Origin of the sequence: Bradyrhizobium sp. UNPA324 (assembly GCF_006658635.1) — a bacterium.
In the GTDB taxonomy this organism is placed as follows: domain Bacteria; phylum Pseudomonadota; class Alphaproteobacteria; order Rhizobiales; family Xanthobacteraceae; genus Bradyrhizobium; species Bradyrhizobium nanningense.
The window spans coordinates 6,730,270-6,748,290 of sequence record NZ_LFJD01000004.1 but is presented as its reverse complement, the minus strand read 5'-3'; the positions used below and the strand labels follow the sequence as shown (position 1 = coordinate 6,748,290).

Genomic DNA, 18,021 nt, shown 5'->3' with positions numbered 1-18,021 from the left:
CTGCCATGCGCGGATTCATCATCTCGCATCGCAGGGGTCGCATTTTTGTCAGATCGGCTTATATTAGGGGGCGAAAATGGCATGTGCGGCGGGCTCGCTCGATTGCGGCCCCTGTCCTCCCAAACCCCACGCGCTTAAAGCCCCAGAGAAGATCACGAGGTCTTTGACCATGCGTCCATTGCGTCCGTTCAACTTCAACACCTCCGCCGAACTCTTCCCCGCCGCGATCCGCAAGAAGAAGCGTGCGGGCTTCACCTATCGCCGGTTCGGCACCGCGGCCGAAGCCGTGCAGTTCGCGATGGAGCAGTTGCCGACGGATTCGCTGAACGGCGCCTATCTCCAGGTCGAGGAAGCGCGCTTCGACCAGAACGGCATCCGCTCGCTCTATGAGAGCGAGGCCTTCCCGCTGCCGCGCCGGCCCAAGCCGGCGCCGGTCGCCGAGACTGACGCCGACGCGGCGTAAGCTTATTCGCAAGCCTCCGATGTGCGCGGAGAGCGTGATGGCCGAAAGGTCGTCGCGCTTTTTGCGTTTTTGAGCGCCGGTGTTTCCGCAGCCGTCATGGCCGGGACAAGCCCGGGCATGACGACCGTTCGGGCATAATCAATTGCGAAGAATAGCGCGTTTAAATCCGCGGCTGCTTGTCGAGCCAGCGGCGGAGCAGACGCACGTTGCGCATGTTGGCGCGGAACATGACGTCGAAAGCGTCGCCCGCGAACGGCACCATGCCGACCACGCCGTCGAGCGCAACATTGCCGAGCATGCGCGCGGTGACGTACCAGGGCGCGCCCAGCGCACGGGCCTCGCGCACCAGCCACAGCGAGATCGCCGTGGTGATGATGTCGCCGACGACAGGGATCAGACCGATCAGCCCATCGATGCCGTAGCGGATGTTGGTGCCGGGCAGGACGAAGGCGATGTCGAGCAGCTTTGCGATCGCCTCCAGCCGCGCAATCCGCTGCTCCCGCGTCAGATTGCCGAACGGGCTTCCCGAGAACGGATTGTCCTTGCCAAACTCCACACGGAACTCGCGAAATCCCTGCTCCAGCGTTTCGGGGCGGATTTCCCGGCCGTCCTGGTCGATGATCGGCCCGCGCGCCTCTGTACCTGAAAAGGACGTGCGCGAGCCGTCCCCCGAACGGGGCCTGCGCGGAGCGAGAATATCGTCGTCGGACATGGTCATGACCTCGAGGGAACGCGCCGGCGCGGCGGAAGTTGCCGCGCCGCGCCCGAACGTCGCGCGCTCAGGTCGGCGCCGCCACTGCTTGCGGCTCCCTGACATATCTATGCACGAGCCAGGACGACATCGCCGCCGGCACGAACCCGACGAGGCCGTACAGGATGAACTGCACCGCGCCCGAATCCGGCCCGCGAGAGCTGTAGGTGAGCGCGGCCAGCACGAAGGCGAACAGGCCGACCAGCAACATCCGCAAGCCGGGGCCGATCCGCCTGACGTGGACCAGGATGTCATCGATCGCGCCGATCATCAGCGAAGGCAGCAAGCCGAACAGATAGCTATATTGCAGGGTCTTGAAGAACACTGCGAACAACTTGCCGACCTCGCCGAGACTGGTCTGGGCCCAATAGCCGGACTGATAGGTCGTCGTGAGCAGCAGCAGGAACCCGCCGACGAACGGGCCAACCAGCGCAAACACCAGATAGCGTTTCATCAAACACCCTCACACTTCTCCCGCGGTTATAGCAGCGCCGCGGGAACCTTGAATAGCGGGCGGGCTCTGCCTTTGGGGAACAAGTGAGAGGGCGACGAGTTCAGACAGGACCTGAATGATCCCTGGCAGATTGGAGTCGCCGATGGCCCGCAAATTTCTACTGGCGACAATCACGCTGGCAGCCCTGACCGGCCTGCCGAACGCACCCGCTCTTGCGCAAGGCCACATGGGCTCGCCGCAGGAGCAGCAGGCCTGCTCGCGGGACGCATCGCGCCTCTGTCGCAAGGACCTCGGCAATGACGGCGCCGTGCAGAGCTGCCTGCAAGCCAACCGAGCCAAGCTGTCGAAGTCGTGCAGCAAGGTGTTTCAGAGCCACGGCATGTGAGGCGAATACGATCCCCAGCGAACGGAGAGTGAAGCCATGTTGCACGAGGAAGAACTCTCAATCCTGCGGGATATCAGCCAATCCATTGCCTTCGCCGACGACCGGCAAGGCAAGATCGGGCAACTGATCGCCGACGGCTACGTGATGAAGGACGGCGACCTGTTCGAGCTCACGGCCAAAGGCGTCACCGCCGTCGAGGAACACGCCGCCGCGCTTGGCGCGAACGATATGGAACAAGCGAGCGCGTCCTCCGATCGGCTGATCTGATCGCACGCGCACGCCTTCTGCGTGACGTCCACGCAACAGCTGCAATTTCATTCATGCCGACCATTGCAGCCGCGCGACAATGGCGCATACTTCGCTCGGGCGGCGCAGCACTTTTCGATTCGAACATCAAGAAATCGAGCGACCACATGCGGGAGTGAGTTCCCGGCGTGAAGGCTGTGACATGCGGCAGATCAAGTCGTGTGCGGCGCCCAAGAACCAAGCGGCTCAAGCCCAGGGACATCGGGGATCCATTCTGCATGACACGCTATCAGACCATCGCTTCGCTCTTCGCCGTCGCAACCACCGCCATCGCACTCCAGACCTCACCGGGCCTCGCCTTCTCATCCGAAGCGCAGCAGATGTGCACCGGCGATGCGATGCGGCTGTGCTCCAGTGAAATTCCCGACATTCCGCGGGTCAGGGCCTGCATGGTCCGGAACAAGGCGCAGGTCAGCCCGGGCTGCCGCGCCGTGATGGACCGCGAAGCCACCGCATCGCGCAAGCGGGAAGCGGCAGCGCAGTAACTGCAGTCGTGTCATTCCGGGGCGACACGACGGGACCGCGCAAAGCGCGGCCCGGAAACGTCGAACCCGGAATCCATCGTGCAGCGCGGCGTGCGGGGAAATGGATTCTCAGATGCGCAATTGCGCATCGTAGTTCGTGCTTCGCACGCCCCGGAATGACTTCAGCGCCTCAGTCGCCCCACTGCGCGAACGCGTCGTTGAAGGCGCGCTCGCCGGGGGCGCCCTTCTCGATGGCGATGATGGCGCGGCGCTGGTTGGCATAGACCAGCGGCACGTCGAACCACGAGCGCTCCTTCAGGAGCTGGACGTTACGCGAGCGGTCGGCGTCGACGTTGGACAGGCCGACCAGGAAGAAGCCGTCGGTGACCTTGACCGCGAGGCCTGCGAGCGGGGTGCCGCGCGCCTGCTCGTTCGACTTCATCAGGATGCCCGGCACGTTGGAGACGCTGCCGCCCGGAAAATCCTGCGGCAGGATGAAGGTCAGCTCCGCCGTGTGGCTCGCCGGCAGCGAGGAATCGGTATTGCGGCGGAACGACATCGTCATCTTGAACTTGCGGTCGGGGATCTCGATGTCGGCGCGCACGGCGACGTCGGCCTTCTGGTTGCCCGAGGCCTTGATCGGCTCCAGCCGCCACACCACCGAGCCGACATATTGCTTGCCCTTCGGATCGGACGGATCCTCGTCATAGAGCACGACCTTCTGCGCCACCGGCGCGACCGGCTGGTCGCTGGCCGAGGGCTGGCCGACGCGATCGGGAATCTTCGGCTTGGTCTGCGGCTGCGAGGCATCCTTCGGCGCCTCCACCACCTGGGTCGGCGAGGACTTGAACAGGTTGGTCGCGATCTGGAGCAGCGGCTTGCCCCAGAGGATGCCGGCACCGACCAAAATCAGCACGATGCCGACGGCGATCGCGCTCTTGAACGGAAAGGCGGAGCCGGTGCGGACACGCTTCTTGGCGTCGCGCTCGGGCGCGATACGCGGACGCGGCGAAGGCGGCTGCGGCGTGTAGCGCTCGGCCTCCTCGATCGACTCGTCGTAGGAATAGGGCGCCTCGGATTCGCCGCCGCGGTTTTCCAGGCTCGGTTCGAGCCGGTCGAATTCCGGCGAGGGCGAGGGCACGTTGGCGTAGGTGCGCCGCGCGGCGCGGCTGGCCTGCGCGGCAGCGCCGCCGAGATCATTGGCGTCGGCCGTGATGTCGCGGAAGCCGCGCACGCCCGGTGCCGGCGGCGGCGGCGGTCCGACATCAGGCGGACGGCGCGCACCGGCGCGGTCGCGTCCGGCCGCCGGCTCCGGCATCGGTGGCGGCGCAGACGGTGCCGGTTGGCGCGGGGCGTCAAAGCGGGGAGCGCGCGGCGGACGCTGGGCATCGCCCTGGTCGTCGACGTTGAAGGACGGACGGTCGGCCCGCGGCGGTGGCGGCGCCGGACGCGTCCGCGGCGGGGCCGCCGCCGTGGTGCCTTCGGCGGTTCTTGTGCTGGTGCTGGCGCGCCGAAAGGCATCCCCGCTGCCGCCGCTACGCGCGCCGCCACCGGGGCGCGAGGCCTCGCGGGCGCGCTGGGCCGCCTCCGATTCGACCTTGCGGACGGCCTCCTCGAGCGACAACCTTTCGCGGGTGATCTCGGATTCGGAGAGCGGCGGCTGCACGCTGCGCAGCTGCGCGATCAGGGCCGTACGCGCCCGCTCATAGAGCGCGCGACGGCTTTCGCCGGGAGCGTTGGGGTCCAGGGCGGCAATAGCGCGGGCGATCAGCGGATAGTAATCAGCCATTTCAACTCAACTATACGCGCGTCCTGGTAAGAGATCGTTAAGCCTCAAACGGGTTTTGCACCAGGATAGTATCCTCGCGTTCGGGGCTGGTGGAAAGCAGTGCGACCGGGCACCCCACCAATTCCTCGATCCGCCGGACATATTTGATGGCCTGGGCCGGCAGGTCGGCCCAGGACCGCGCGTTCGCGGTCGGCTCCTTCCAGCCCTCGATGGTCTCGTAGATCGGCTCGACCCGGGCCTGGGCGCCCTCGCCGGCCGGGAAATGATCGATCTCCTTGCCGTCGAGCCTGTAGCCGACGCAGACCTCGATCGTGTCGAAGCCGTCGAGGATGTCGAGCTTGGTCAACGCCAGCCCGGTGATGCCGCAGGTTCGCACGGTCTGGCGGACCAGCACGGCGTCGAACCAGCCGCAGCGGCGCTTGCGCCCGGTATTGACGCCGAACTCGCGGCCACGACGACCGATCTCCTCGCCGATCTCGTTCAACAGCTCGGTCGGGAACGGCCCCTGGCCGACCCGGGTCGTATAGGCCTTGCAGATGCCGAGCACGTAGCCGACCGCGTTCGGGCCGAGGCCTGTTCCGGTCGCGGCCTGCGCCGCCACCGTGTTGGACGAGGTGACGTAAGGATAGGTGCCGTGGTCGACGTCGAGCAGCGCGCCCTGCGCGCCTTCGAACAAAATGCGTTTGCCGGCGCGCCGCTCCTGGTCGAGCAGCCGCCACACGGTTTCGGCATAGGGCAGCAGCTGCGGCGCCAGTGCGCTCAGCTCCTTCAGGATGTCCTTGCCGTCGAACTCCGGCAGGTTGAGGCCGCGGCGGAGCGCATTGTGGTGGGCCAGCAGCCGGTCGATCTTGTGCGGGAGCGTGTCGAGGTCGGCGAGGTCCATCAGGCGGATGGCGCGGCGGCCGACCTTGTCCTCATAGGCCGGCCCGATGCCGCGGCGGGTGGTGCCGATCGCGGTCGCCGAGTTGGAGGACTCGCGCAGAGCGTCGAGCTCGCGATGCAGCGGCAGGATCAGGGTGACATTCTCCGCGACTCGCAGGTTCTCCGGGCCGACCGCCACGCCTTGTCCACGCAGCTTGGCGACCTCGTCGAGGAAGGCCTGCGCGTCGAACACGACGCCGTTGCCGATCACCGCCAGTTTCGACGGGCGCAGCACGCCCGAAGGCAGCAGCGCGAGCTTGTAGGTCTCGCCATTGATGACCAGCGTATGGCCGGCGTTATGGCCGCCCTGGAAGCGCGCGACGATGTCCGCCTGCTCCGACAACCAGTCGACGATCTTGCCCTTCCCTTCGTCGCCCCACTGGGCGCCGACGACGACAACATTGGCCATTCGCGGGTAATCCTTCGAAGATTTTAGATGCGCCAGCCAAGCTGACGGCCGGGAGCCGTTCGCACGCAAGGCAGCCAACCGGATAAAGGAAGCAGCCGCTCTAGGCAAGCAAGAACGAGGCTTTTTCGGGGCTCAAGAGACACTTTAAGCCTTTGATATCCCCGGAAAATCCAGAAACCTTCCAGGGCGCCTCAGCAACCTTCGACCAAAGCGTGAGACCGATTTGACCCGCTGCATGGTCGCGATGCGTCCGCCCCCGTTGATGCAGCCCCGATTTCCGTGTCTTTGGGTATCGCCGGGCGATCAGCCGGCCCGGATCCCGCCGGGCCGGAAGCCTCGGTGCACGCGGGGCCATACCAATCCCAATGTCCGCCACCGGCCAGACCACGAGCGCGGAAACTTCCCGCCACAGCTGGATCGCCAACCAGCCTTACCTGCTGCTCAGCATCACCGCGCTGTGCTGGGCCGGCAACGCCATCGTCGGGCGGCTCGCCGCCGGCCACATCCCGCCAGTCACGCTATCGTTCCTGCGCTGGTTCTTCGCTTTCCTGCTGGTGCTGCCGTTCGCCTGGAAACATCTTGTCCAGGACTGGCCGGCGATCCGCGGCAAGCTCGGCCTGATGGTCACGCTCTCGATCACCGGCATCGGGGCCTTCAACACGCTGCAATATTGGGCGTTGGAGCACACCCAGGCCCTCAACACGCTGCTGCTGCAATCTGCAGCCCCGCTGGTCGTGGCACTGTGGTCGCTGGCCATCCTCGGCATCCGCCTCACCGCGGCGCAGGCGTTCGGCGTGCTGCTGTCGATGTGCGGCGTGCTCACGATCCTGCTGCACGGCGATTTCACCACGCTGTCCAACATCGAGTTCAACAAGGGCGACCTCATCTTCATCGTCGCGCTCGTCATCTTCGCGCTGTATTCGGTGCTGACCCTGAAGCGGCCGCCGATGCACGGCCTGTCGTTCCTCGCCTTCACGTTCGGGGTCGGCGCCGCCTGCCTCATTCCGCTGGAGATCTGGGAATTGTCCACGCGGCCCGTGATGAAGCTCGACGGGCCGAACCTGTTGACGCTGTTCTACGTCGCGGTATTCCCCTCGACGCTCGCTTATCTCTGCTTCAATCGCGGCGTGCGCCTGATCGGCGCAAACCGCGCCGCGCCGTTCTTCCACGTCGTGCCGGTGTTCGGCTCGATCATGGCGATGGCCTTCCTCGGCGAACACCCGCAGGCATTCCATTTCATCGGCTTTGCGCTGGTGCTGTCGGGCGTGTTCGTGGCGTCGCGGAAGCAGGCGGGGTAACTTCCTACGTAGGGTGGGCAAAGCGAAGCGTGCCCACCATGCCAGCCGCAAAAGATGGTGGGCACGGCGCGCGAAGAGCGCGCCTTTGCCCACCTACAGATCTACTTCGTCCTGAACTTGCTGTAGGCCTCGCTCGTCGCGATGATGACGTGCTCGGCGCAGCCGTTGACACGATGCGGGTCGGCCTGCGTTTCGTAGGCCTCCGACGTCATCATGTCCAAAAAAGCGGAGACGCTGGGATAGGAGACCAGCGCGACGAAATCCCAGTCGTTGCCCGCGTGCGGGCCGAGCGCGACAGCCTTGGCTTCGCCGGTCCAGAGCAAAGTGCCGCCGCGCGCCTTGATCATCGGCACCGTGATGGCGCTGTAGCGCAAATAGGCGTCCCAGCCGGAGCCGTCGCCGTCGCGCGAGCGCGCGTGGAAACGCATCAGGTTCAGCATCACCACCGGCGCCTGCGGATCAAGCCGCTCCAGGCCCTCGATGTTCAACATATTAACCGCCAATGGCACCTCCTCAGGGTTTGCCTGCATTGTAGCATTGCGGCGGCGTGACTTGTGCCCCGACGCCAATCCGGCACAAGCTCCCGTCTGACACCAATGACGATTGCTTCGCCCGCGCCAAAGGCCGCCAATCCGGCCAGTTGGCTCAACAACCAGCCTTATCTGCTGCTCAGCCTGAGCTCGCTGTTCTGGGCGGGCAACATCGTGCTCGCGCGCCATGTCGGCGCGCATGTGCCGCCGCTGACGGTGACCACGATCCGCTGGTTCGGCGTTTTCCTGATCCTGCTGCCGTTCGCCTGGCCCCATCTGAAGCGGGACTGGCCTGCCTTGCGCAAGAGCCTGCCCTTGATGCTGTTCCTGTCGCTGGTGGGCTTTGCCTTCAACAACGCGATCTCGTACTGGGCGATGCAATATACGGAAGCGCTGAACGCACTGCTGATCCAGTCGGCAGGTCCCCTGTTCGTGGCGCTGTGGTCGCTGGTGCTGTTCGGCGTGCGGCTGACGGGTGCGCAATTCTCCGGCATCGCAATTTCGCTCGTTGGCGTCCTGATCATCATCCTGCGCGGCGATCTCGCCGCGCTGGCCGGCATCAGCTTCAACAGGGGCGACATCATGTTCGCCTCCTCGCTGGTGGCGTTCGGGATCTACTCCGCCTTCATCCCGCGCCGGCCAAAGATCCATCAGCTGTCATTCCTGTCCTTCACCACCTGCTGCGGGGCGACGATGCTGCTGCCGACCGCGATCTGGGAGGCGGCAAGCGGCCGCGTCCTGCAGTTCGACGCGATGACGCTGGCGACGCTGGGCTACATCCTGATCTTTCCGTCGACGCTGGCCTACCTGTTCTTCAACCGCGGCGTGGCGCTGATCGGGCCGAACCGGGCCGCGCCGTTCTTCCACCTCGTGCCGGTGTTCGGCTCGGCGATGGCGATCCTGCTGCTCGGCGAAAAGCTCCAGCCGTTCCACCTGATCGGCTACGCGCTGGTGCTCGCCGGCGTCGTGATCGCCTCGCGCCAGGGTTCGGCCGTGAAGTAATTCCGCGTGACGGACGCACTCACGACCTACAGCCGCCTTTCGAATCCAATTCGGACACGTTAGGTTCCCCGCCAACGAAAAAGAGGGAACGACCAAACATGATTTCAGCGTTGATTCGAAACCTGCGAACCGCCGGCGCGGCCGCACTGTGTCTGGCCGCCGCATCCACGGCTCAGGCCGACATTTATCCCAGCCGCAACATCACGCTGGTCTTGCCGTTCGCGGCCGGCAGCGGCACGGACACCACGACACGGCTGATCTCGCAGCATCTGTCGCAGGCGCTCGGCGTCGGCATCATCATCGAGAACAAGGCGGGTGCCAACGGCATGCTCGCCGCAACCTATGTCGCGAAGGCCGCCCCCGACGGCTACACGCTGCTGGTGACCACCAACACCACGCATTCCGCCAATCCCTATCTGCTCAAGAGCCTCACTTACGATCCTGTCAAGGATTTCACGCCGATCGCGCGCACGGGCGATTTGCCCTTCATGCTGGTCGTCAATCCGGAGGTGCCGGCCAAGACCGTCGCCGAGCTCGTCGCCTATGGCAAGGCTAATCCCGGCAAGCTGAGCTATGCTTCGGGATCGTCCTCGGCGATCGTCTCGGGCGCGACCTTTGCGCACAATGCCGGGCTCGACCTGTTGCACGTGCCCTACAAGAGCTCGCCGCCGGCGCTGAACGACGTCATGGGCGGCCGCGTCTCGATGATGTTCGTCGACATCCTGACCGGCCTTCCGCACGTCCAGGGCAACGCGCTGCGCGCGCTCGCCGTGACCACCAAGGAACGCTCGCCGCTGGTGCCGAACCTGCCCTCGATGCAGGAGGCCGGCGTGCCGGACTTCGACATCTCCTCCTGGCAGGGCTATTTCGGCCCGGCCGGCCTGCCCAAGGAGATTGTGACGCGGCTCAACGCCGAAATCAGGAAGATCGTCGAGAAGCCGGAGATCAAGGCCCAGCTCGCCACGCTCGGCATGGACGCGTTTTCCGGCACACCGGAAGAGCTCGGCACGTTCGTGAACGAACAGCTCGTGCTGTGGGAGAAGCTGATCACCAACGCGAAGATCGAGAAGCAGTAGGGCGGTCTCGGGAACTGCGTTCTCCGCCTTCTCCGTCATGGCCGGGGCTCGTCCCGGCCATCCACGTCTATCCACGCATATGATGCTTAAGAACGTGGATGCCCGGGACAAGCCCGGGCATGACGACTGGATGAATGGCGACGCCTTCGTGGAACGTCTTACGCCGCGCGCACCTTGGCGAGGAAGCCGTCCACCGCGCTGCGCAGCGCGCCGGACTGGGTGTCCAGCTCGCGGGCATTGGTCAGCACGTCTCCTGCCGCCGTGCCGGTCGCTTCCGCGGCCGAGGTGACGCTGCCGATATGGGCGTTGATCTCGCTCGAGCCGGCCGCGACCGACTGGATGTTGCGCGCGATCTCGCGGGTGGCCTCGCCCTGCTGCTCGATCGAGGCGGAAATGCCCGCGGTGATCTCGCTCATCTCCGCGATCGTCTGCGTGATGCCGCCGATCGCCGCCACCGCATCGCTGGTCGAGGTCTGCATCGCCGCAACCTGGGCCGAGATTTCCTCGGTGGCCTTGGCGGTCTGGTTGGCGAGCGCCTTGACCTCGGAGGCGACCACGGCGAAGCCGCGGCCGGACTCGCCGGCGCGTGCCGCCTCGATGGTGGCGTTGAGCGCGAGCAGGTTGGTCTGCGCCGCGATCGAGTGAATGAGCTTGACCACTTCGCCGATCTTCTCGGCGCCGGTGGAGAGCTCCTGCACCGTGGCGTTGGTGCGCTCGGCGTCGCTGACAGCGCGACTCGCAACTTCGGTCGAGCGTGTCACTTGGCGCGAGATCTCAGCAACCGAGCTCGACAGCTCTTCGGCGGCGGCCGCAACGGTGCCGACATTGCCGGAAGCCTTTTGCGAGGCCGCGCCGACCGTCGCCGCACGGGACGAGGCGTCGCTGGCGGTTGCAGTCATCGACTGCGCCGTCGACTGCATGCCGGCCGCGGCAGAGGAGACCGAGCGGACGATGCCGTTGACGCTGCGTTCGAAGTCGTTGGCGATCCCTTCCATCGCGGTACGGCGTTCCGCCGCGGCGCGCTCCTTCGCATCGGCTTCGGTCTTCTCGAGGTCGCGGATGCGGACCGCATTGTCCTTGAAGATCTGGACGGTGGCTGCCATCGCGCCGATCTCGTCGCCACGGCCGACTCCGGGGATGCCGCCCTCGAGCCTGCCGTCGGCGAGCTCCCTCATCCGGGTGCCGAGCAGCGCCAGCGGGCGGCTGATGCCGCGGCCGATCAGCCAGGCGACGCTGCCGGCGACGATGAAGATGCCGAGCATGGCAAGGCCAAGCAGCCAATAGACGGGTCCCATCTTGGCGTCGATGTCGTCGAGATAGGCGCCGGTGCCGAGATACATATCGAAGCCGGGGACCGCCACCGCGTAGCCGATCTTGCGGATCGGCTTCTCCTGACCGGGCTTCATATATTCATAATGCAGCAGGATCGACCCGTTCGCCTTGACGCCGTCCATCAACTCGACGGACAGCCTGCGGCCGTTGGTCACGACATCCATGCGGTTGGCGCCGATCTGCTTGGGATCGGGCGCGAGCTGCGTAATGCCGTCATAGGACGTGCCGAACAGATAGCCCGCACCGTTGTCGTAGGTCATCGCATTTCCGTAGCGGCGAAGCTCGGCCATCGCCGCGTCCTTCGTCAGCTCGCCGGCATCGACGCGCTTCTTCAGTGCGGCCGCATAGTTGCGCGCCAGCTCGACGATCGCCTTGGCCTGGTCGATGCGCGCGTTCACCATCTCGCGCTTCATCAAATAGCCGGCGAGGACGCCGGAGATGCAAAGGCCGAACAAGGTGACGCCGACAAGGATGCCGAGCTTCGGGGCGATCTTCAGATTGCTCAACTTCACCATGGGCTCCTCGGATGGTGCGGACACACCGCAGACCTCTTTGATTTGAATCAACCTTTAGTGGGACAGCCCTTAGCAAGTTACTTACGTGCATCCGTAGAAGCCCGGACGCAGCCGCGAAAAGCGGCAATTAATCTCCAAGCCAACAACCAGGAATTGTACGCCATCACCCCGATTTCGCGTAAAAGACGCAAAGGCCCGCCCGCGGTGGCGGGTCACAACAAGAACCGACAAACAAATCGGGAGCGAGAAAATGCCGAAATACAGGGTGGTGACGCCGAAGGGCGCGAGCTTCACGGTCGCGGGCAGCGATTATTCCTATGAGCGCGAGGCGCTCGATCCGATCGATGCAGAGATCGTCGAAGCGCCCGCCGACGAGGCCGGGTTCATCGCCGCCGCGAAGAATGCCGACGCCATCTATGCCAAGGGCATTCCCATTACCAAGTCGATCATCGACACCCTGGACAATTGCAAGGTCATCACGCTCGGCTCGGTCGGCGTCGACAGCGTCGACGTCAAGGCCGCCACGGCCCGTGGAATCCCGGTGACCAACATCCCCGATACCTTCATCGAGGAAGTCGCCGACCACGCCATGATGCTGCTGCTCGCCGGCTTCCGCCGCCTGGTCGAGCAGGACCGCATGGTGCGCGACGGCCGCTGGGCCGAGGGCCGGCCAGCGCTGCTCAAGCTTCCCAGGCTGATGGGCCAGACGCTCGGCTTCATCTCGTTCGGCCGCGTGGCGCGTGCGGTTGCCAAGCGCGCAGCGCCCTTCGGTCTGCGCATGATGGCCTACGATCCCTTCATCCAGGAAACGCTGATGTACGACCACGGCGTGATTCCGGCGACGCTCAACGAGGTGCTGTCGCAATCCGACTTCGTCTCGATGCATGCTCCGGCAAGGCCCGAGGTGCATCACATGCTGACCGAGAAGCACTTCCGGCAGATGAAGAAGGGCTCGATCTTCATCAACACCGGGCGGGGCGCCACCGTCGATGAGGAGAGCCTGATCAAGGCACTGCAGGAGGGCTGGATCGCACACGCCGCGCTCGACGTGCTGGAGAAGGAGCCGCCCTCGCACAACAATCCCCTGCTCGGCATGGAGAACGTGACCCTGACCGCCCATGTCGCCTCGGCCTCGGCACGGTTTGACGAAGCGCGCAAGCGCCGGGTGGGCTACGAATTGTCACTGGTGCTGCAGGGCATGTGGCCGGTAAGCTGCGTCAATCCGTCGGTGCTGCAGAACACCGCGCTCCGTCGCTGGCAACCGGTCAGCATGGATCGCGGGCCTAACAGCTAAGCGGCCGGCGCAAAGGCGCCAACGACCGAAACGACCCTTCACCGGCGATCAACGCCGGGAAGGGGACATATATAGGGAGGTACTGATGAGGAACGACATCACCCGTCGTGATGCCTTGGCGCTGGGCCTATCCGCTGCAACGTTTGCCGCCACCGGTGCTGCAGCGCAAACATCCAATATCAAAGCTGCCGATGTTCCGGCACCCAAGCGCGAGATCGAGAAGGGCGCGTCCTTGCGCATGCTTCGGCCGGTGCGTTTCGTCCAGGCCGACGAGGATGTGTTCCGCGCCAATGCGGCGAAGTTCACCAAGGAGACCGGGGTCGAGGTCAAGGTCGACTTCGTCGGCTGGGAGGACATCAACCAGCAGACCGCGGTGACCGCCAATTCCGGCGCCGGGCCCGACATCATCATCGGCTTCTCCGATGCACCGCACATCTATATCGACAAGCTGATCGAGCTGACCGACGTCGCCGACTATGTCGGCAAGCGCTATGGCGGCTGGCTGCCGCTGGCGCGGCGCTACGGCAAGAAGAACAAGAGCGACGCCTGGATCGGATTGCCGTTCGGCGCCACCGCAGGGCCGCTGATCTACCGCAAGTCGATCCTGCAATCGGTCGGCTTCGACAAGGTGCCGGAAGACCACGCCGGAATCCTCGACCTCTGCCAGAAGCTGCACAAGGCCGGCAAGCCGGCCGGCTTCGCGCTCGGCAACGCCAAAGGCGACGGCAACGGCTTTGCCAGCTGGGCGCTGTGGTCGCACAACGCGGCGCTGCTCGATGAAGAAGGCAACCTCACCATCAACAGCAAGGAAACGATCGCAGCGCTGAACTGGGTCAAGCAGCTCTACCCGACCTTCATCGCCGGCACGACCTCGTGGAACGACGTCAGCAACAATCGCGCCTATGCCGCGCAGGAGATCGCGCTGACCGCCAACGGCGTCTCGCTGTATTTCTCGCTGAAGAACGATCCGGCGACCAAGGCGATCGCCGACGACAGCGAGCATCAATTGCTGCCGAAGGGCGTGGCCAAGATCTCTCCGATGGCGGGCCTGACGCTGAACGCCATGGTGTTCAAGCACAGCCAGTACCCCAACGCGGCAAAGGCCTTCCTGCAATACATGCTGGAAAAGGACCAGTACGAGCCGTGGCTCAATGCCAATTCCGGCTATTGGTCGCAGCCGCTCGCCGCCTATGCCGAAGCAGCCGTTTGGAAAGGCGACCCCAAGGTCTCGATCTTCAAGGACACGATGAACAGCACATACTATGACGGTTACAAGGGCCCGATCTCCACGGCGACCGGTGCCGTCAGCGCCGATTATGTGCTGATTCAGATGTTCTCCGCAGTTGCGACCGGTGCGGCCACGCCAGAGGCCGCCGCCGCGGAAGCCGAGCAGCGCTGCAAGCGGTATTTCCGGCGGCAAGGCCGGTAAGGCATCGACAAAGCGGTTCGTCATTGCGAGGAGCACTTGCGACGAAGCAATCCAGGCTATCACCTCGGAGACAGACTGGATTGCTTCGCTTCGCTCGCAATGGCGGGCGTGGTGACAGTCTAGAACAGGACGCCGAACCGATGTCCGTGACCACTCTCTCCTCTCCCGCACTCGCGCAGCGGCAACCGAACTGGCTGATGCGCTTGTTCGACTACAAGCCGTTCCTGGTCGTGATGTGCCTCGCACCCGCGCTCGGGCTGCTCGCGGTGTTCCTGACCTATCCGCTCGGTCTCGGCATCTGGCTCGCCTTCACCGACACAACGATCGGCCGGCGTGGCATCTATGTCGGGCTCGAAAACTTCCAGTATCTGCTCACCGATCCCCTGTGGTGGAACGCGGTGTTCTACAGCGTGGTCTATACGGCAATCGCGACGTTCGGGAAGTTCGCACTCGGCTTCTGGCTCGCGCTGCTGCTCAACAACCATTTCCCGTTCAAAAGCCTCTTGCGTGCGATCATCCTCTTGCCCTGGATCGTTCCGACCGTGCTCTCCGCGCTCGCGTTCTGGTGGATCTACGACCCGCAGTTCTCGATCATCTCCTACCTGCTTGTCGACGTGCTGCACTGGCGGTCGAGCAATATCGACTTCCTCGGCTCGCCCTGGCCGGCGCGCTTCTCGCTGATCGCCGCCAACATCTGGCGCGGCATCCCCTTCGTCGCGATCTCGCTGCTCGCGGGCTTGCAGACCATCTCGCCCTCGCTTTACGAAGCCGCGATGCTCGACGGCGCCAGCGCCTGGCAGCGCTTCCGCTACATCACCTTCCCGATGATGATGCCGATCCTTGCGATCGTCATGACCTTCTCGATCATCTTCACCTTCACCGACTTCCAGCTGGTCTACGCCATCACCCGCGGCGGTCCCGGCAATTCGACCCACCTGTTGGCAACGCTGGCCTTCCAGCGCGGCATCGCCGGCGGCGAGCTCGGCGAGGGCGCGGCGATCGCGGTGTCGATGATCCCGTTCCTGGTGTTCGCGACGCTGTTTTCTTATTTCGGCCTGGCGCGCCGCAAATGGCAGCAGGGAGAGGCCAATGACTGACACCGTCGCGCAACCGGGCGTCGCCGACGCCAAAGCCGCGCCCGACACGATGGCCTGGGATTCCAGGCTGCGGCGGCTGATGATGATCTATCTGCCGCTCGGCTGCTTCGTGCTGATCCTGCTGTTTCCGTTCTACTGGATGGCGATCACGTCGTTCAAGCCGAACGCGGAGCTGATGAACTACCGGGAGCACAACCCGTTCTGGATCTCCTCGCCGACGCTCGTCCACATCAAGCATCTGCTGTTCGATACCTCCTATCCGCGCTGGCTGAAGACGACGATGCTGGTCGCGATCGGCTCGACCACGCTATCCCTAGTCGCGTCGACGCTCGCCGCCTACGCCATCGAGCGCCTGCGTTTCCGCGGCAGCCCCTATGTCGGCCTCGGCATCTATCTCGCCTATCTGGTGCCGCCGTCGATCCTGTTCATCCCGCTCGCCACCGTCGTGGTGCAGTTCGGCCTGTTCGACTCGCCGCTTGCGCTGATCCTGGTCTATCCGACCTTCCTGGTGCCGTTCTGCACCTGGCTGCTGATCGGCTATTTCAAGTCGATTCCCTACGAGCTCGAGGAATGTGCGCTGGTCGACGGCGCGACAAGACTTCAGATCCTGCGACGGATCACGCTGCCACTCGCAGTGCCCGGGCTGATCTCGGCCGGCATCTTCTCCTTCACGCTGTCCTGGAACGAGTTCATCTACGCGCTCGCCTTCATCCAGAGCGGCGCCAACAAGACGGTACCGGTCGCGATCCTGACCGAGCTCGTCACCGGCGACGTCTACCAATGGGGCGCGCTGATGGCGGGATCGCTGCTCGGATCGCTCCCGGTTGCGATCTTCTACTCGCTGTTCGTGGATTATTACGTGTCTTCGCTGACCGGGGCGGTGAAGGAATAGCCGGCCGCTGCGGCATTTGGCCTGGCTTCACAATACTGCAACACGCGATCCGCATAAGGCGTGCGTCCGCCAACAGGAGACGCACATGCGCGCGACTTTCCTTTCCACCGTCGCAACGATCATTCTCGCCACAAGCTCAGCGCTCGCGCAGAGCGAAGGTGAATTCCCGGCCAAGCTCGCCGGCCACGTGGTGATGCCGGCCGAGTCATTCATCGATGCTCCGGCCGATGCCCCAGCCGATCTCAAGACGTCAGGGAAATACACCACGGGCAAGCGCGTCGACGCGCTCGGCACGGTAATGGGCAAATCCTATGAACGTCCGACCGGCGTGTCGCTGCCGTTCAAGGGCCAGCCGCTGCAGGGCCATTCCGGCATCAAGGCCATGCCCGACGGCACGTTCTGGGTCGTCACCGACAACGGCATGGGCGCGCGCGCCAACTCGCCGGACTCGATGCTGTATCTCAACCGCTACAAGATGGACTGGGCGAGCGGCAAGATCGAGCGGCTGGAGACCGTCTTCCTGCACGACCCAGACAAGAAGGTGCCGTTCCGCATCGCGCACGAGGGCACGCAGAAGCGCTATCTCACCGGCTCCGACTTCGACACCGAGGGTTTCCAGATCATCGGCGATACCTTCTGGATCGGCGACGAGTTCGGCCCCTACATCCTGAAGGCCGACAAGACCGGAAAAATCCTCGGGATGTTCGAGACGGTTGCCGACGGCAAGCCGGTGCGTTCGCCGGACAACTGGGCGGTGGCAACGCCGAGCGCGCCAGGCGCGACCTACACCAACGTCAATCTCCGCCGCTCCAAAGGCTATGAGGGCTTTGCGTCCTCCAAGGACGGCAAATTCCTCTATGGCCTGCTCGAGGGACCGTTGTGGGACGCCGAGAAGAAGGACTGGGAGAAGGTCGACGGCAAGGAAGCCTCCCGCATCCTCGAGTTCGACGTTGCCGCGGAAAAATTCACCGGCCGCTATTGGCAATATGTATTCGAGCAGAACGGCAACGCCATCGGCGACTTCAACATGATCGATCAGGCCTCCGGTCTCGTCATCGAGCGCGACAACGGCGAAGGCACCGTCGACAAGGCCTGCCCGCAAGGCCAACGCGGCGAGAACTGCTTCCCTGATCTCGCCAAGTTCAAGCGCATCTACAAGATCGAGCTCACCGACGCCAATGTCGGCAAGCCCGTGCGCAAGATCGGCTATATCGACCTCATGAAGATCAGGGATCCCGACAAGAAGGCGCGGAAGCCGCTCAATGACGGCGTCTACACCTTCCCGTTCTTCACCATCGAGAACGTCGATCGCGTCGACGACAGCCACATCATCGTCGGCAACGACAACAATCTGCCGTTCTCTTCGAGCCGCGATCCCAACAAGGCCGACGACGACGAGTTCGTGCTGCTCGAAGTCGCGGATTTCCTGAAGGCGAAGTAAGCTCTTTCCTCTCCCTCTCCCAGTACTTACGGGGTCGCGACGAGCTTCGCTCGCGCTGAGAGGGCTGGGGTGAGGGGCTGCGTCCGCGATGACGGGGGAGAGACGGACTCGCGGAGAGTCCCCCTCACCCGGATCGCATCTTCGATGCGATCCGATCTCTCCCTACGGGAGAG

The 18,021-nt window shown here is 64.4% G+C and carries 18 protein-coding genes; 12 read left to right on the top strand and 6 right to left on the bottom strand.

Going from position 1 to position 18,021, the window contains the following annotated elements:
- Positions 1 to 169 precede the first annotated feature (169 nt).
- Positions 170 to 463, top strand: coding sequence for a hypothetical protein (locus tag UNPA324_RS32375; protein ID WP_128916400.1), 294 nt, complete (start codon positions 170 to 172; stop codon positions 461 to 463).
- Positions 464 to 623: 160 nt separating this feature from the next.
- On the opposite strand, the gene UNPA324_RS32370 is transcribed toward UNPA324_RS32375, so the two are convergent.
- A complete protein-coding gene (locus UNPA324_RS32370; protein ID WP_128916401.1) occupies positions 624 to 1,181 on the bottom strand; it encodes a DUF4112 domain-containing protein in 558 nt (185 codons plus the stop codon).
- Between the two features lie 61 nt (positions 1,182 to 1,242).
- Positions 1,243 to 1,668, bottom strand: a complete 426-nt coding sequence (locus UNPA324_RS32365) for a DUF5413 family protein (protein WP_141938051.1) — start codon at positions 1,666 to 1,668, stop codon at positions 1,243 to 1,245.
- A 142-nt stretch (positions 1,669 to 1,810) separates the two neighbouring features.
- Here UNPA324_RS32365 and UNPA324_RS32360 point away from each other — a divergent pair, with 142 nt between their 5' ends.
- From UNPA324_RS32360 to UNPA324_RS32350, 3 genes are all read left to right on the top strand, one after another.
- A complete protein-coding gene (locus tag UNPA324_RS32360) occupies positions 1,811 to 2,053 on the top strand; it encodes a hypothetical protein (RefSeq protein WP_164935855.1) in 243 nt (80 codons plus the stop codon).
- Between the two features lie 36 nt (positions 2,054 to 2,089).
- A complete protein-coding gene (locus UNPA324_RS32355) occupies positions 2,090 to 2,320 on the top strand; it encodes a hypothetical protein (protein ID WP_128916404.1) in 231 nt (76 codons plus the stop codon).
- Between the two features lie 257 nt (positions 2,321 to 2,577).
- Entirely contained in the window at positions 2,578 to 2,844 is a 267-nt protein-coding gene (locus tag UNPA324_RS32350; protein ID WP_245471834.1) for a hypothetical protein, read from the top strand.
- A 169-nt stretch (positions 2,845 to 3,013) separates the two neighbouring features.
- Here UNPA324_RS32350 and UNPA324_RS32345 read toward each other — a convergent pair whose 3' ends face one another.
- Both UNPA324_RS32345 and UNPA324_RS32340 read right to left on the bottom strand, forming a co-directional pair.
- The gene (locus tag UNPA324_RS32345; protein ID WP_141938047.1) at positions 3,014 to 4,612 is read right to left on the bottom strand and encodes a hypothetical protein; all 1,599 of its coding nucleotides are present in this window, start codon (positions 4,610 to 4,612) and stop codon (positions 3,014 to 3,016) included.
- A 37-nt stretch (positions 4,613 to 4,649) separates the two neighbouring features.
- On the bottom strand, positions 4,650 to 5,942 hold the full coding sequence (locus tag UNPA324_RS32340; RefSeq protein WP_128917844.1) for an adenylosuccinate synthase: 1,293 nt from the start codon (positions 5,940 to 5,942) through the stop codon (positions 4,650 to 4,652).
- A 365-nt stretch (positions 5,943 to 6,307) separates the two neighbouring features.
- On the opposite strand from UNPA324_RS32340, the gene UNPA324_RS32335 reads away from it, so the two are divergent.
- Positions 6,308 to 7,240 (top strand): DMT family transporter, encoded by a 933-nt coding sequence (locus tag UNPA324_RS32335; RefSeq protein WP_141938046.1) that lies wholly within the window; start codon positions 6,308 to 6,310, stop codon positions 7,238 to 7,240.
- A gap of 101 nt (positions 7,241 to 7,341) precedes the next feature.
- Here the strand turns inward: UNPA324_RS32335 and UNPA324_RS32330 are convergent, their stop codons facing one another.
- Positions 7,342 to 7,731 (bottom strand): DUF1330 domain-containing protein, encoded by a 390-nt coding sequence (locus UNPA324_RS32330; RefSeq protein WP_181769596.1) that lies wholly within the window; start codon positions 7,729 to 7,731, stop codon positions 7,342 to 7,344.
- A gap of 105 nt (positions 7,732 to 7,836) precedes the next feature.
- Here UNPA324_RS32330 and UNPA324_RS32325 point away from each other — a divergent pair, with 105 nt between their 5' ends.
- Both UNPA324_RS32325 and UNPA324_RS32320 read left to right on the top strand, forming a co-directional pair.
- Positions 7,837 to 8,772, top strand: a complete 936-nt coding sequence (locus tag UNPA324_RS32325) for a DMT family transporter (protein WP_164936045.1) — start codon at positions 7,837 to 7,839, stop codon at positions 8,770 to 8,772.
- Between the two features lie 98 nt (positions 8,773 to 8,870).
- A complete protein-coding gene (locus UNPA324_RS32320) occupies positions 8,871 to 9,848 on the top strand; it encodes a Bug family tripartite tricarboxylate transporter substrate binding protein (protein ID WP_128917847.1) in 978 nt (325 codons plus the stop codon).
- A 158-nt stretch (positions 9,849 to 10,006) separates the two neighbouring features.
- On the opposite strand, the gene UNPA324_RS32315 is transcribed toward UNPA324_RS32320, so the two are convergent.
- On the bottom strand, positions 10,007 to 11,692 hold the full coding sequence (locus UNPA324_RS32315; RefSeq protein WP_141939147.1) for a methyl-accepting chemotaxis protein: 1,686 nt from the start codon (positions 11,690 to 11,692) through the stop codon (positions 10,007 to 10,009).
- A 253-nt stretch (positions 11,693 to 11,945) separates the two neighbouring features.
- Here UNPA324_RS32315 and UNPA324_RS32310 point away from each other — a divergent pair, with 253 nt between their 5' ends.
- The 5 genes from UNPA324_RS32310 (at position 11,946) to UNPA324_RS32290 (ending at position 17,848) form a co-directional block, all read left to right on the top strand.
- Positions 11,946 to 12,989, top strand: coding sequence for a C-terminal binding protein (locus tag UNPA324_RS32310; protein WP_181769595.1), 1,044 nt, complete (start codon positions 11,946 to 11,948; stop codon positions 12,987 to 12,989).
- Between the two features lie 85 nt (positions 12,990 to 13,074).
- Positions 13,075 to 14,418: an ABC transporter substrate-binding protein gene (locus UNPA324_RS32305; RefSeq protein WP_141938042.1), complete on the top strand. Its 1,344-nt coding sequence runs from the start codon at positions 13,075 to 13,077 to the stop codon at positions 14,416 to 14,418.
- Between the two features lie 140 nt (positions 14,419 to 14,558).
- Positions 14,559 to 15,515 carry a carbohydrate ABC transporter permease gene (locus UNPA324_RS32300; RefSeq protein WP_128917850.1) on the top strand — a complete coding sequence of 319 codons (957 nt, stop codon included), beginning with the start codon at positions 14,559 to 14,561 and terminating at the stop codon, positions 15,513 to 15,515.
- Positions 15,508 to 16,407: a carbohydrate ABC transporter permease gene (locus UNPA324_RS32295; protein WP_128917851.1), complete on the top strand. Its 900-nt coding sequence runs from the start codon at positions 15,508 to 15,510 to the stop codon at positions 16,405 to 16,407. Before UNPA324_RS32300 ends, UNPA324_RS32295 begins: the two co-directional genes overlap by 8 nt.
- Before the next feature lie 85 nt (positions 16,408 to 16,492).
- Positions 16,493 to 17,848 (top strand): esterase-like activity of phytase family protein, encoded by a 1,356-nt coding sequence (locus UNPA324_RS32290; protein ID WP_141938039.1) that lies wholly within the window; start codon positions 16,493 to 16,495, stop codon positions 17,846 to 17,848.
- Positions 17,849 to 18,021: the final 173 nt, after the last annotated feature.